Below are 14,617 nucleotides of genomic sequence, written 5' to 3' on the forward strand. Positions count from 1 at the left end.
TTTTCCCTACACCTTAGCTTCAAGGAAGTCTTTGGCAAAACGCTGTAACACGCCACCTGCTTCATAAATTGACACTTCTTCGGCTGTATCTAAACGGCATGTCACAGGAACTTGCAGCACCTCACCGTTTCTGCGTGTAACCACTAAAGTCAAGGTAGTGCGAGGTGTACGTTCACCTAAAACGTCATAACTTTCAGTGCCATCCAAAGCTAAGGTTTTACGATTGACACCTGCTTTAAACTCCAGCGGTAAGACGCCCATACCCACCAGGTTAGTGCGGTGAATACGCTCAAAACCTTCGGCGACTATGGCTTCAACACCTGCTAAACGTACCCCTTTAGCGGCCCAGTCGCGGGATGAGCCCTGACCATAATCAGCACCAGCAATAATGATCAAAGGCTGCTTACGTTCCATATAAGTTTCAATGGCTTCCCACATCCGGGTGACCACACCTTCTGGCTCAATCCGGGCCAGTGATCCTTGTTTGATTTTGCCATCCACAACCGCCATTTCATTGATCAGCTTAGGGTTGGCAAAAGTAGCGCGCTGCGCTGTTAAATGGTCACCGCGGTGAGTGGCATAAGAGTTAAAATCTTCTTCCGGCAGACCCATTTTATGCAGGTATTCACCGGCAGCACTGTCCATCATAATGGCGTTAGAAGGCGATAAATGGTCTGTGGTGATGTTGTCACCCAGCACAGCCAGCGCCCTCATACCTTTCATGCTGCGCTCACCCGCCAAAGCACCTTCCCAATAAGGCGGACGGCGAATATAAGTGGTTTGTGGGCGCCAGTCATACAGCGGACTGATTTTTTCACCGTAATCCACAGAAACCGCAAACATAGGCTCATACACTTTACGGAACTGTTCAGGTTTGACGCTGCTTGCCACTACTGCATCAATTTCAGCGTCGCTTGGCCAGATGTCTTTTAAGCGAATTTCGCTGCCGTCTTTATCCAGCCCCAGCACATCTTTTTCGATATCAAAGCGGATAGTACCGGCAATGGCGTACGCCACGACTAAAGCAGGAGAAGCTAAAAACGCCTGTTTAGCATAAGGGTGAATACGTCCATCAAAGTTGCGGTTACCGGACAACACAGCAGTGGCGTATAAATCACGCTCTATCAGTTCTTGTTGGATCACAGGGTCTAAAGCGCCACTCATACCGTTACAGGTAGTACAGGCAAAACCAACAATACCAAAACCTAAGCTTTCTAAATCGTTGAGTAAGTTGGCTTCTTTTAAATACAGCTCAACAGTTTTAGAACCCGGTGCCAGCGAGCTTTTCACCCATGGTTTACGGCTTAAACCTTTGGCTTTGGCGTTGCGGGCCAGTAGTCCTGCAGCTATGACGTTACGTGGGTTACTGGTGTTGGTACAGCTGGTAATAGCGGCAATAATGACAGCACCATCCGGCATTAAACCCGGCTCGTTTTCTACCACACCACTAATACCTTTGGCCGCTAAATCGCTGGTTGATACCCGGGCATGAGGATTGGAAGGACCTGCAATAGTGCGGCCCACACTGGATAAATCAAAACGTAAAACCCGCTCGTATTCAGCAGTTTTTAAACTGTCAGACCATAAACCTGCAGTTTTAGCATAGGTTTCAACTAGCTTGACCTGCGCTGGCTCACGGCCAGTCAGGGTTAAATAATCCAGAGTTTGCTGATCAATAGAGAACATAGCGGCTGTAGCGCCATATTCAGGTGTCATATTGGAGATAGTAGCTCTGTCACCTAAACTCAGGCTGCTGGCACCTTCGCCAAAAAACTCCAGATAAGCAGAGACGACTTTTTCTTTACGTAAAAATTCAGTCAAAGCCAAAACTATGTCGGTTGCCATGATGCCTGGCTGAGCTTTACCCGTCAGCTCCACCCCAATAATATCCGGCAAACGCATCCAGGAGGCGCGACCTAACATCACGCTTTCGGCTTCTAAACCGCCTACCCCAATAGCAATAACACCCAACGCATCGACATGAGGCGTATGGCTGTCAGTACCCACTAAGGTATCCGGAAAAGCCACACCATCTATAGCGTGAATAACAGGTGACATCCGCTCTAAATTGATCTGGTGCATAATGCCGTTGCCTGGTGGTATCACATCGACATTTTTAAAGGCTTTTTTAGTCCAGTTAATAAAGTGGAATCTGTCGTCGTTGCGTCTGTCTTCAATAGCGCGGTTTTTCTCAAAAGCATCTTTTTCAAAACCACCATGCTCTACAGCCAAGGAGTGGTCAACAATCAGCTGAGTTGGCACTACAGGATTTACTTTGGCCGGATCGCCGCCTTGCAGCGCAATGGCATCACGCAGGCCTGCTAAGTCGACTAAAGCGGTTTGACCTAAAATATCGTGGCAGACCACACGGGCCGGAAACCATGGGAAATCCAAATCCTGCTTGCGGTAGATCAGTTGCTTTAATGAATCAGTTAAAGTCGCAGGATCGCAGCGGCGCACCAGGTTTTCAGCATGCACACGGGAGGTATAAGGCAGTTTGGCGTAAGAGCCAGCTTCAATGTCGTTGCATGCAGCTTCTGCATCAAAATAATCCAGGTTGGTGCCTGGTAGGTTTTTACGGTAATTAGAATTCATGGCGTGGCCACTCAGTTAAAAGGTTGCTTCAGATCCTACAAAAGCCCTTAACGGGCTTTTATACCTGTCGTACTTGAAGCCGCAGCTTTGTTGGTTTGCTCGCTCACCCCAATCACATAGGACTACTATGCTCATGGGGATTCGTCGCTAACCGCCTCGCTGCAACTCCAATTACTTAAGGTATAGATAAATGTGTTTTTTGCTTAACGGCTTGATAGTGGCGTTACCGTACGTGGTTCCACGCCAGTATATTCAGCACTTGGGCGAATAATACGGTTGTCAGCACGTTGTTCCATCACATGAGCGGCCCAGCCTGTTAAACGTGAACAGACAAAAATAGGCGTAAACAGCTTGGTGGGAATACCCATGTAGTTGTAAGCCGAGGCGTGGAAGAAATCAGCGTTACAGAACAGTTTTTTCTCACGCCACATCACCGCTTCACAGCGCACAGAGATGTCATACAAAGAGGTGTTGCCGTTGGCATGACCCAGCTTTTCTGACCATTCTTTGATCACTGCATTACGTGGGTCGGACTCTGCATAAATGGCATGGCCAAAACCCATAATTTTTTCTTTACGTTCCAGCATGCCCATTAACTTCGTTTCGGCATCATCCGGATTGTCCATCTTTTCAATCAGTTCCATAGCCGCTTCGTTCGCACCACCGTGCAGAGGGCCACGTAAGGAACCAATGGCGCCAGTGATACACGAGTGCATATCACTTAAGGTAGAAGCACAAACACGGGCTGTGAAAGTAGAAGCATTAAACTCGTGCTCTGCGTATAAAATCAGCGAGGAGTTCATTACATCTGTGTGCAGTTGAGTTGGTTTTTCACCGTGTAAAGTCCAGAGGAACTGCTCGGCAATAGAGTCGGCCGCTGTTTCCACTTCAATACGCTGGCCTTTATGGCTGAAGTTATACCAGTAGTTAATTAAACCTGGGAAAATCGCCAGCAAACGGTCAGTCGCGTCTTGTTGCCCGGCAAAACTTTCTTCAGTTTCTAAGTTACCCAACATAGAGCAACCCGTACGCATCACATCCATAGGATGGGCTGAAGCAGGAATACGTTCCAACACTTCTTTTAGCGCCTGTGGCAGGTTACGCATCGCCTTTAAGCGTTTTTTGTACGCAGCAAGTTCTGCTTCGTTGGGTAACTCGCCTTTTAAAATCAGGTGCGCTACTTCTTCAAATTCACAATGAGCGGCTAAGTCTTTAACATCGTAACCACGATAGGTCAGGCCTGAACCTGTTTTGCCTACTGTGGATAAAGCGGTTTTACCTGCAATTTGGCCACGTAAGCCTGCGCCTGATAATTCTTTTGCGTTCGCCATCTTGTCTCTCCGTTTTTAATTTGTTCTGTTGATTTAGTGAATGCTGTTTGGCTTATGGTTATTTTTTAGTGGCAAACAGGGCGTCTAATTTCTGCTCATAACTGTGATAGTTCAGGAAGTCGTAAAGTTCAGCACGGGTTTGCATGCTGTCAACCACAGCTTTCTGATCGCCGTTGGCCAGAATAGACTCATACACATTAAGTGCGGCTTTGTTCATAGCACGGAAGGCACTCAACGGATACAACACCATATCCACACCTACGCCAGCCAATTCTGCTTTATTAAACAACGGTGTCTGACCAAACTCGGTAATATTGGCCAGCACTGGTACTTTTAAGGCATTGGTAAAAGCCTGATATTGCTCCAGCGTATAGACAGCTTCAGCAAAAATGGCATCGGCACCAGCAGCTTCACAAGCTAAAGCGCGCTCGATGGCGGCTTCTAAACCTTGTTGTTGCAACGCATCAGTGCGCGCCATAATAAAAAAGTTTTCGTCTGTTCTGGCATCGACAGACGCCTTAACGCGATCGACCATTTCTTCCAAAGACACTATTTCTTTGTTTGGTCTGTGACCACAACGTTTTTGCGCCACCTGATCTTCAATATGAAAACCTGCAGCACCAGCATTGGTCATCTCTTTGACAGCACGGGCAATATTAAAAGCACCACCCCAGCCTGTATCAGCATCAACCAACAAAGGCAGTTCAGTCGCACCAGTAATACGGCGGATATCTTCACAAACATCGTTTAATGAGGTCATGCCTAAATCCGGCAAACCAAAAGAAGCATTGGCCACACCAGCGCCTGATAAATACAGGGCTTTATGACCCACACGCTCAGCCATCAAGGCGGTGTACGCATTAATAGTGCCTACCAGCTGTAATGGATGATTGTCTTTAATTGCCTGACGAAGCAGAGCGCCAGCGCTTTTTACATTAGCCATGTGAAGTCCCCTGTTGAAGTAACTGTTGTTCAATATTACGTTTGGATGCGGCTATATGACGGCGCATCAATAAATCGGCAAGTTCGCCATCACGGTTGGCAATGGCATTAATAATAGCTTTATGTTCGTCAAAAGCCCGTGATACCCGAGGGCCGTTCATGCCAAGCTGCACCCGATACATCCGTACCAGAAAATACAGCTCGTCACTTAAAATATTAATCAGATAAGGATTTTTACTGCCTAAGATGACGCGGTAATGAAAGTCGACATCCCCGGCTTCCTGGTAATAACTTTCACCTTCACGCACGCGTTGTGTCGACAAATGCTGATCAAGTAGCGCCCGCACTTCAGCAATTTCCTGCTCTGTCATATGCTCTGCAGCTAAACGACAGGCCAGGCCTTCCAGCTCTTCACGCAGCTGATACAAAGAACGTAAACCTTCAATCGATAGCTTCACCACTCGGGCGCCAGCGTTAGGTGTGCGTTCTATTAAATGACAACGCTCTAAGCGCGCTAAAGCTTCACGCAAAGGTGCACGGCTTAAATCATAACGCCGCGCCAGTTCTGGCTCACTGATTTTGGTACCAGCAGGAATTTCACCTTCCACTATGGCAGTACGAATTTGCACCAGCACCCGGTCGGCAGCAGTAATAGCGTCTTTAAATTCGGTAGCAAGCATCAGATTGTCGACAATTACAAGAAAGTGATAACGTTTTACCGCTTTAAACTGCTTTGGTCAAGGATGAAGGACTAGTTATGTCGACATAAAGACTAAAGTACTAGAGGTGGTTGTATGGATTTATGGACGGGTATTGTGGCTGTGCTTTTGCGAAACAGCGGTCACTGCCCTTCGAAGTCATTGGCAGTAACCACAGCGATTCCAGTTTATGAAGGGACTTGTGCGCTGGTATCCCACTTCTGCATATTCACGCCTTTGATTATCATCCACAGGCTCAGTGCTAACTCGCCCACTAATACCGGTAACATGATCCAGGGGAATAGCAATGATGCTAAATCAGGTGCCAGCAATAAAACCACACTATTGATCAGATAACACACACCTGCCAGAGCTAACATCACACCTATAAAAGCCGGAAATAAACCGGATTTAATAATCAGATAACCACGCAGCCAACAGGCGAAAGCAAAAAAGATCAGGCCTATGCCAAAACCATAACCATGTAGCCCAATCGCCAGAGAAGACCAGGCAGCTAATTGCTCAGAGGAAAATACTGAGGTTGCTGCCGCTCCACTTAATAACAAGAGTGGAATCACTAACAACAGCTTATTGGCGACCAACATAGCTGTTTGGATCAGATTAAAAAAAGTCGCAGCCAGATTCAAACCAACACTGACGCGCTTAAACAACATATAAAACAGCACTATCATCGGAATATCAAGAGATTGCATCGTCAAATCCCCTACTATGCCTAAACCCCAGAGTGTCGGGGACGCTGCGATATTGAAGGCTGTCGCTGCTGCATCGGCTGGCACAACCAAAGACCCTCTGACCATCAGCTCACCAAAAAGTCCTAAACCAATAATAAGCAGATAAAGCAAACCTCCCAGGCGTACATAAAACTGGGGGGATCGTTCAAAAGAAGAAATCATAGAATGCCTTAGACTGATAAAACAGTGGAGCAGCTACAGAATAACTCCTGCCTGAGCGGAGTCAGATGTGGTTCCTGATGGACTTTTGAAACCTTGAATTACACTGGCAGATCCAAATAAAAAAAGCCACAGGCATACAAAGCTGTGTTCAGTAAAAAATGTAACACCGTATTTTTGTCCTCGATTTTCTGACACGGCTGTGATTGAATATCTGCTTCGAAGCAAAATGGAGTGTTGTAATCAACCCGTATGAGTTTACTAATCGCGTTTGTGGTTTTATCAATTTCAGTATCTTTTATCTGTTCTATCCTTGAAGCAGCGTTGTTATCTATCACGCCCAGCTACATTGCCCAGCAAAAACTGACCCAACCCAAGCTGTACGAAAAACTGAAAGCTCTTAAAGAGAAAATTGATCAACCTCTGGCTGCGATCCTGACATTAAACACAGTAGCTCATACAGTGGGAGCCACTGGTGTAGGTGCTCAGGTGACTGTAGTTTTTGGTGACGGTTATCTGGGTATTGCCTCAGCCATCATGACGCTGTTGATACTGGTGTTGTCAGAAATATTACCTAAAACTATTGGTGCCCGCTATTGGCCAGGTTTGGCTCCGGTTTTACCTACCCTGCTCAACGGCTTGATTTTTATTCTGAAACCTTTTATCTGGTTATCAGACCAGGTCATGAAGCTGTTTGGCGGTGGACAGCATGATCATGATTTACGTCAGGAAATCAAAGCACTGACTATATTAGGCCGCGAGCTCAACAAACTCGATGAAGATGAACAAAGGGTCATCGCAAATATCCTTGATTTACATGACATTAAAGTGCGCGAAATTATGACACCACGCACTGTTTGTGAATCCGCTAAGCCAGATGAAGCCTTATCATCTTTAGTAGAACGCGTTAAAAAAGACCGTTTCTCACGTTATCCGGTGCTGGATAATGATGAAGCCCCTCTGGGTATAGTATTTCGTTACGACATGCTGGAATTCAGCGAAGAACAAACCGCTGCCGACATTATGAAACCTGTGAAAGTGATTTCAGATATGCTGAATGTGGAACAGCTGATGTCACAGTTGATCCGGGAACGTCAACATATGGCATTGGTTTATGATGAATACGGTAGCTGGATGGGTCTGGTCACCATGGAAGATGTGATTGAGTCCATTATTGGTCAGCCTATTATGGATGAAACAGACGATATTCCAAACATGCGTCGTTTTGCCAAACGCCGCTGGGAACACAAACAAAAGCAGCTTAGCGACGAGAAAAGTCAGCAAGGATAAAACCTGCACAGTTCAAGCCGGCGCTCCTGAACATGTCAGAGCGCCCGGTTTTTTAACTTTGATGACTGACAAGATCACTCAAACAAAACCTCTGCAATCTTTCACATGCCACAATCTGATAAAACAGCAGTTTCATCTCTGCTTTCACTGGCGACTTTGCAGTTTTTATTAGATTAATTTTTTCTAACATTAATGGTTTGTAAAAGCTTTGGCTTCTATAGCGAATTTGTGGCACTTGTCTTTTTTAGTGAGCAAAAGCTTACCAGTCCTGAGGTGGAGTGAATAAGCTGGGGATAACGCAGGTATAAGATCAGGATAAGTTTTGACTTCTGTTTCGGATTGAATCACTTAAAAGCAAAGAGACATACAGGAAAATTTCAAAAGCCTTGTCTACACTCAAAACCTGTAAGTTGACCTGTTTGTCCTCTTTGGTTCCGTATAGCGCACGGCTCATTTAGATGAGCCATTCCCCTAAGCCCAGAATGAATCATTTGATTCTGGGCTACTTTTCTCATCAACTAAACTCTTTTAACCGATTGAAACAGCTGATAAAAATTTTCAGTCGTTTGTTCTGCCAGTTGTTCAATGCTGACTTCACGTTGCCCGGCAATACAAGCTGCAACAGCGCTGACATAAGCGGGCTGGTTGGTTTTTCCACGATAAGGCACAGGGGCCAAATAAGGCGAGTCGGTTTCGATCAACAGACGATCCGCTGGTATTTGCCGGGCCACAGCACGCAGCTCGTCGGCGTTTCGAAAAGTCACAATGCCAGATAACGAAATATAAAAACCTAAATCCAGCGCTGCTTTCGCCGTGTCCCAGTCTTCTGTAAAACAATGCAAAACACCACCACAATCGGCAGCTCCGCCGGAACGTAATAAATTTAAGGTATCAGCTCTGGCATCGCGGGTATGCACTATTAAAGGCTTTTTTAATTCACGACCTACAGCTATATGAGCAACAAAAGCTTCCTGTTGAATAGCTTTGCTGTCCGGGCTGTAAAAATAATCCAGACCCGTCTCGCCTACTGCCACTACCGCAGGATCAGCGCAATAACGGCGCAGCAGTTCTGCATCAATTTGCTCTTCCTGATGCAGCGGGTGTTCACCACAGGATACTGACACTTGTGGATAAGCAGCCACCAGTTGTTTCATCGCGGGGAATTCTTTCAGACTGACAGATACACAAAGCATATGTTCTACTTTGGCAGCCGTAGCTTGCTGTAAAACTTCAGGTAACGTCAGGGCTAATTTATCCCATTCAAGGCGATCGAGGTGGCAATGTGAATCAACAAACAAAAGATTTCTCCAAAAAAAAAAGATTTAAAACAGCCACTGAACTTAAAGGCTGTAGGTAGGCTCAGTCGAATCGAGCATACCGCCCAGTAATTTCTCAATTTTATCCTGTAGCTGAAACTTATCGTCAATAAAAGCCACACCAATACCAGCTGGTGTCGAGCTTTGCGCACCTTGGGGTGTCAGCCAGGCGACTTTGCCGGATACTCTTACTGGCTCGAGCGCATCAGGCAAAGTCACAACCAAAGACAATGAATGCCCCATACGATAAGGCCTCGCTGTGCGTACAAATAAACCGCCATTTTTCAGAAATGGCATATAGCAACGATACAGCTCTTTCAGCTCAGTAAAATCCAGTGAAATTTCGTCCACAACAGGCTCCTGTTACAACAAAGCAGAACGGAGTTGCACTAACAAGGCCGATAAATTCAGCGCGGCATTTTGCCCAGTGATCAACTGCCGGTCACGGCCCCATTGTTGTAAAGACACTAACAACTGATGGTGTTTCAGTTGCATCTCTTTGCCTCTGTTCCACAGCTCCTGTCGTACAAACCAGAATAAGGTGGAAGCTAATTGTTCTGTATCCGGCAAATGCGCCAGCAGCTCATACATATCCAGCTGAGCGGACACGAACTTCTTCAGCATAACCAATTGTGCAGAAATTGCTGCTGCTTCGTCGTTTTCCAGCAATTTCAGCGCCAATAAAGGTGCACCACCGACGTATTGCAGCAGAAAATCAGGCACAGGCCTACTGCTGTGCTCCTGCAACCAGTGTTCTATCTGTTCGCCATAGACAGGAGCTAAAGCCCAGCTTTGACAACGACTTAAGATAGTTGGCAACAGCTGAGCAGGATGGGCACTTTGCACGATCAGAAAACTGTTTTGTGGTGGCTCTTCCAGTGTTTTTAATAAAGCATTGGCTGCAGCTTCCGTCATTAACTCTGCATGCGGAATAAGCGCAAGCTTCACACCACCTTGTTGTGAAGCGCCCTGCATAAACTGGCCAAGCGCACGTATAGGGTCAACCCCAATACTGCTGCTGCCTTCAGTAGGCAATTGCCACAGATCCGGGTGATGGCCGGATGCCATTAGCTGACAACTTTTGCATAAACCACAAGGCAGTTGCTTTTGCGGGCTTTTGCATAACAAATAAGCAGCCAGACGTTTGGACAACGCCAGTTTGCCAATACCTACAGGGCCCGTTAACAATATCGCATGATGCAACTGCCCTGCTTCTGCCAATTCAGTCAGTTTGTATTGGTATGAGTCCAGCCAGGGAAAATCAGACATCAGGGTTAAGATCCGCCTTTGCATCACGGCTTAAAGATCCGCTTTGATAGGCCTGTTGCAACGCATCCAGAATTTGTTGCTGCACCTGCTGCATCGACTGGCTGGCATCAATAGTAACTATATTGGCTTCAGTGGCTGCAATCTGTTGATACTTAGCCCGGGTACGCTGGAAAAACGCCAGTTGCTCTAATTCAATGCGGTCCAGCTCACCCCGGGCCTGAGCACGTTGTAAGCCGATGGCCGGATCTATATCCAGATACAGCGTTAAATCCGGCGTTAAATCACCTAAAACCACCTGACGAATACTGTTAATCAGATTTTCATCCAGTTGACGGCCGCCGCCCTGATAAGCCCGTGACGATAAATCGTGGCGATCGCCCAGTACCCAGCTGCCTTGCTGCAAAGCGGGCTGGATCACGGTTTTAACCAATTGCACCCGGGATGCGTACATCAATAAAAGTTCGGTTTCAGGGGCCACGATTTCATCCTGCACTTGTTTGACTAGAGTGCGTATTTGTTCAGCTAAAGGTGTACCACCAGGTTCACGGGTGCTGATAAATGGGATTTGATGTTCGCTCAGCCATTGCTGGATAGTGCGGATAGCACTGGTTTTACCGGCACCTTCCAGCCCTTCCACTACAATAAAACGACCTGAAGTTGTCATGGTTTTTTCTTTTCCAAAATTCTTTTGCCTAATATATATTGCCGCACTGCAGCATTATGCTCTGCCAGAGTGCGGGAAAACTGATGAGTTCCATCCCCTTTGGAAACAAAATACAACCAGTCACTTTGCGCTGGTTGAGCTGCGGCTATAATAGAACTGCCACTTGGCGCAGCTATAGGGCCTGGCGGTAAACCAAAATGCTGGTAAGTATTATAAGGATGTGGATTACGTAAATCAGCTCTGGTGATATCGCCATTAAAACTATCCCCCAAACCATAGATAACAGTTGGGTCCGTTTGTAGTCTCATACGAAGCGCTAAACGATTCACAAACACTGAACTGACAAGCGGTTTTTCGGGTTCATGACCACTTTCTTTTTCGATAATAGAAGCCATGATCAACAGCTCATAGGGGGTTTTGTATGGCAGTTGGGGCTGACGACTATCCCAGGCCTGTTGTAGACGTTGCAGCAACAACTGGTTAGCGCGTTTTAATAATTCAGTGCTGGTGCTGTTGGCGGAGTAATTATAAGTTTCAGCAAAAAACAGTGCTTCGGCATTGATTGGTTTTTCACCCCAGCTTTCTGGCCATACAGCCAAAGTCACCATATCCGTATCTTCTGTCAGATCGTGTTTTAAGTACTGGGCTTCGGCTAAACGTTTTAAGCTTTGGCTTAAGGTTTCACCTTCTTTGATGCTAAAAGAAAACTGTGCCACTTTGCCACTGGCGAATAAATGCAGCATTTGTAATAAGCGGGTTGGCTTTTGATCCTGCGGTACCCTGTATACGCCCTGATGTAGTTTGGCCAACTCAGGGTGCATACGTAAGTAAATAGACAACCAACGGCACTGTGCGCCAGTCAGCAATTCTTGTTGCTGCCAGTTGCGACATAGCTTCATCGCGCTGTCACCCGTTTTAATTTCGATATAAGCTTCAGTCAGCGGTAAAGTGCTTTGGCTGTACTGCTGCCATACATGACTTAGCCCCAGGTAACTAAGCAGCGCAACTAACAGGACAACAAATAAAGTTCGGATCAAAGCTCAACTCCGCTGACAAACTGACGTACCAGTTCGATATTTTTAGTTTGCCCGGCAAATTCCTTTACCGGCACTACACCCATCAGGGCATTACAAATCAACAGGGCATCGGCTTGCTGCAGATCAACAAGGCCAAAGTTACCTTCGGTGACCAACAGATGAGCCATCAGATGTTGACGCATCACACCACAGACACCAGCCTGATCCAGCAGTGGCGTAAACCACTGGCCGTTTTTACAAAACATCAGATTAGCAGCTGACACTTCAATCACTGTTTCACTTTGATCCAGTACTACAAATTCATCAAAACCGCTTTGAGCTAATTCGGCTTTAACCAGCACCTGTTCCAGCCTGTTATTATGCTTCAGGCCAGCCAAAGCGGGTTGCTGTGCCAGTTTAAATTGTGCCACACCGAGGCGAATACCTTGCTGTTGCCAATTGGTGTAATCAGGTAGAGCTGCAGTACTGATATAACAGCAAGGCGATTCAATACCTTGTGGACTATAACCCCGGCCGGCCTGACCACGGCTGATTAGCACTTTAATGACCTGATCAGATGAAGAAATAGCGTGCTGGACTTGCGCCGTTAGTTCAGCAGTATCAAAAGAATGGATCAACAAACGTCTGACGCCTGAGACTAAACGCTGCAGGTGCAAATCCCACAACATAGCTTTGCCGTCTTTTACCCGCACTGTGGTAAAAAGTCCGTCACCATAATGAAAGCTACGATCAGTGCTGTTGGGAGCCTGCAGGTAAAGCATCAATACCAGTCCACGTCATTTGAAAAAATTCTGGCCGAAAGTATGCCTGAAATCAGTGACTTTGGGAATGCAGGGGCCGAGTCATGGTTCAGACTCAAAATGGATAAAGCAGATAAGGGGTCAGAGCTTTGGCTCTGACCCCGAAGTTTTAGATTTTCTTAAACAGAATAGAACCGTTAGTACCACCAAAACCAAAAGAATTACATAAAGCATATTCCATTTTGGCATCGCGGGCCGTATGCGGCACATAGTCTAAGTCACAACCTTCATCCGGATTATCCAGGTTGATGGTTGGAGATACTTTCTGGTCGATCAGGGACAAAATCGTAATAATGGATTCAACAGAACCCGCAGCACCTAACAAGTGCCCCATCATCGACTTGCTGGAACTGACCATTAATCCTTCTGGTTTTGCACCAAAAATAGATTTAATCGCCATAGTTTCAGCTATATCACCTGCAGGCGTCGAGGTACCATGCGCATTGATATACTGCACCTGTTCGGCATTCACACCTGCATCACGCAGTGCGTTTTTCATCGCCAAAGCAGCACCACGACCATTCTCTGGAGGAGATGTCATATGATAGGCATCACCACTCATACCAAAACCTACCAGTTCGGCGTAAATCTTAGCGCCACGGGCTTTGGCATGTTCATACTCTTCCAGCACTACCACACCAGCGCCATCGCCTAATACAAAACCGTCACGGTCTTTATCCCATGGACGACTGGCCTGCTGTGGCGCATCGTTACGGGTTGATAAAGCACGGGCTGCACCAAAGCCACCCATACCTAAAGTAGTAGATGCTTTTTCTGCACCGCCTGCAATCATTGCGTCCGCATCACCGTAAGCTATCATACGGGCGGCCTGACCAATGTTATGCACACCTGTAGTACAAGCGGTCACAATACTGATATTTGGACCTTGCAGACCTAACATGATAGATAAATGACCGGAAATCATGTTGATAATGGTAGAAGGCACAAAAAACGGTGATAAACGACGTGGGCCGCTGTTCAGCAATTTGGTGTGGTTTTCTTCAATTAAACCTAAACCACCAATGCCTGAACCTACAGCAACACCTATACGTTCGGCGTTTTCTTCGTTAATTTCCAGTCCGGAATCCCGAAAGGCCTGCACACCGGCAGCCACACCGTACTGGATAAATAAATCCATTTTTTTGGCTTCTTTGGCCGGGAAAAACTGTTCGACGTCAAAATTTTTGACTAAACCTGCAAATTTGGTGGTGTAAGCCTCTGGATCAATATGATCAAACAGTGCTATTCCACTTTGACCTTGTAATAAAGCCTGCCAGGTCGACGTTACATCGTTTCCCAGGGGCGTTAGCATACCTAAGCCCGTCACAACCACTCGACGTTTTGCCACAGAATCCTCCGCAGTCGAAAAATAATCTTTAAAGCTGTCAATCCACTCCTGCATTTAGTACGTAGCAGACAGCTTCAGAAACAAAAACGGGTAGCAGAGGCTACCCGTTTTGTCAGCGCAACGCTTACTCAGCGTGGGCCTTGATATAGTCGATAGCAGACTGTACCGTTGTAATTTTTTCAGCTTCTTCGTCTGGGATCTCTGTGTCGAATTCTTCTTCCAGAGCCATAACTAATTCTACTGTGTCCAGAGAGTCAGCGCCTAAATCGTCAACGAAAGAAGATTCATGCTTCACTTCTTCTTCTTTAACGCCTAACTGCTCGATGATAATTTTTTTAACGCGTTCTTCGATGTTGCTCATCTTTTCTTCCTTTTTCTCATGTAAATCGCAACAATTGGTGCAATTTTGTGTGGCG

The 14,617-nt window shown here is 46.4% G+C and carries 14 protein-coding genes; 1 reads left to right on the top strand and 13 read right to left on the bottom strand.

The features are described from left to right. Positions 1-6: 6 nt before the first annotated feature. The 5 genes from acnD to J2W69_RS14630 form a co-directional block, all read right to left on the bottom strand. Positions 7-2,595, bottom strand: coding sequence for a Fe/S-dependent 2-methylisocitrate dehydratase AcnD (gene acnD / locus J2W69_RS14610; protein WP_310279818.1), 2,589 nt, complete (start codon positions 2,593-2,595; stop codon positions 7-9). A gap of 203 nt (positions 2,596-2,798) precedes the next feature. Continuing rightward, complete coding sequence (gene prpC, locus J2W69_RS14615; protein WP_310279820.1) at positions 2,799-3,926, bottom strand: bifunctional 2-methylcitrate synthase/citrate synthase; 1,128 nt, start codon at positions 3,924-3,926, stop codon at positions 2,799-2,801. A gap of 58 nt (positions 3,927-3,984) precedes the next feature. Continuing rightward, a complete protein-coding gene (gene prpB / locus J2W69_RS14620) occupies positions 3,985-4,869 on the bottom strand; it encodes a methylisocitrate lyase (RefSeq protein WP_310279822.1) in 885 nt (294 codons plus the stop codon). Further along, complete coding sequence (locus J2W69_RS14625) at positions 4,862-5,548, bottom strand: GntR family transcriptional regulator (protein ID WP_310279823.1); 687 nt, start codon at positions 5,546-5,548, stop codon at positions 4,862-4,864. Before J2W69_RS14625 ends, prpB begins: the two co-directional genes overlap by 8 nt. A gap of 206 nt (positions 5,549-5,754) precedes the next feature. Then, positions 5,755-6,480, bottom strand: coding sequence for a DUF4386 domain-containing protein (locus tag J2W69_RS14630; RefSeq protein WP_310279825.1), 726 nt, complete (start codon positions 6,478-6,480; stop codon positions 5,755-5,757). A 249-nt stretch (positions 6,481-6,729) separates the two neighbouring features. On the opposite strand from J2W69_RS14630, the gene J2W69_RS14635 reads away from it, so the two are divergent. Continuing rightward, positions 6,730-7,767, top strand: a complete 1,038-nt coding sequence (locus tag J2W69_RS14635) for a CNNM domain-containing protein (RefSeq protein WP_310279827.1) — start codon at positions 6,730-6,732, stop codon at positions 7,765-7,767. Positions 7,768-8,285: 518 nt separating this feature from the next. On the opposite strand, the gene J2W69_RS14640 is transcribed toward J2W69_RS14635, so the two are convergent. The 8 genes from J2W69_RS14640 to acpP form a co-directional block, all read right to left on the bottom strand. Then, positions 8,286-9,065, bottom strand: coding sequence for a TatD family hydrolase (locus J2W69_RS14640; protein WP_310279829.1), 780 nt, complete (start codon positions 9,063-9,065; stop codon positions 8,286-8,288). 42 nt (positions 9,066-9,107) lie between these two features. Further along, complete coding sequence (locus J2W69_RS14645) at positions 9,108-9,434, bottom strand: PilZ domain-containing protein (RefSeq protein WP_310279831.1); 327 nt, start codon at positions 9,432-9,434, stop codon at positions 9,108-9,110. A gap of 12 nt (positions 9,435-9,446) precedes the next feature. Then, positions 9,447-10,352, bottom strand: a complete 906-nt coding sequence (gene holB / locus J2W69_RS14650; RefSeq protein WP_310279833.1) for a DNA polymerase III subunit delta' — start codon at positions 10,350-10,352, stop codon at positions 9,447-9,449. Continuing rightward, a complete protein-coding gene (gene tmk, locus J2W69_RS14655; RefSeq protein WP_310279835.1) occupies positions 10,345-11,016 on the bottom strand; it encodes a dTMP kinase in 672 nt (223 codons plus the stop codon). The genes holB and tmk overlap by 8 nt, the downstream gene beginning before the upstream one ends. After that, positions 11,013-12,053, bottom strand: coding sequence for an endolytic transglycosylase MltG (gene mltG / locus J2W69_RS14660; RefSeq protein ID WP_310279836.1), 1,041 nt, complete (start codon positions 12,051-12,053; stop codon positions 11,013-11,015). The genes tmk and mltG overlap by 4 nt, the downstream gene beginning before the upstream one ends. After that, positions 12,050-12,814, bottom strand: coding sequence for an aminodeoxychorismate lyase (gene pabC / locus J2W69_RS14665; RefSeq protein ID WP_310279837.1), 765 nt, complete (start codon positions 12,812-12,814; stop codon positions 12,050-12,052). Before pabC ends, mltG begins: the two co-directional genes overlap by 4 nt. Before the next feature lie 148 nt (positions 12,815-12,962). Continuing rightward, complete coding sequence (gene fabF, locus J2W69_RS14670; RefSeq protein ID WP_310279839.1) at positions 12,963-14,201, bottom strand: beta-ketoacyl-ACP synthase II; 1,239 nt, start codon at positions 14,199-14,201, stop codon at positions 12,963-12,965. 124 nt (positions 14,202-14,325) lie between these two features. Next, positions 14,326-14,562, bottom strand: coding sequence for an acyl carrier protein (gene acpP / locus J2W69_RS14675; RefSeq protein WP_008898948.1), 237 nt, complete (start codon positions 14,560-14,562; stop codon positions 14,326-14,328). Between the last annotated feature and the right edge of the window lie 55 nt (positions 14,563-14,617).

It is taken from the genome of Rheinheimera soli, assembly GCF_031457405.1.
In the GTDB taxonomy this organism is placed as follows: domain Bacteria; phylum Pseudomonadota; class Gammaproteobacteria; order Enterobacterales; family Alteromonadaceae; genus Pararheinheimera; species Pararheinheimera soli_A.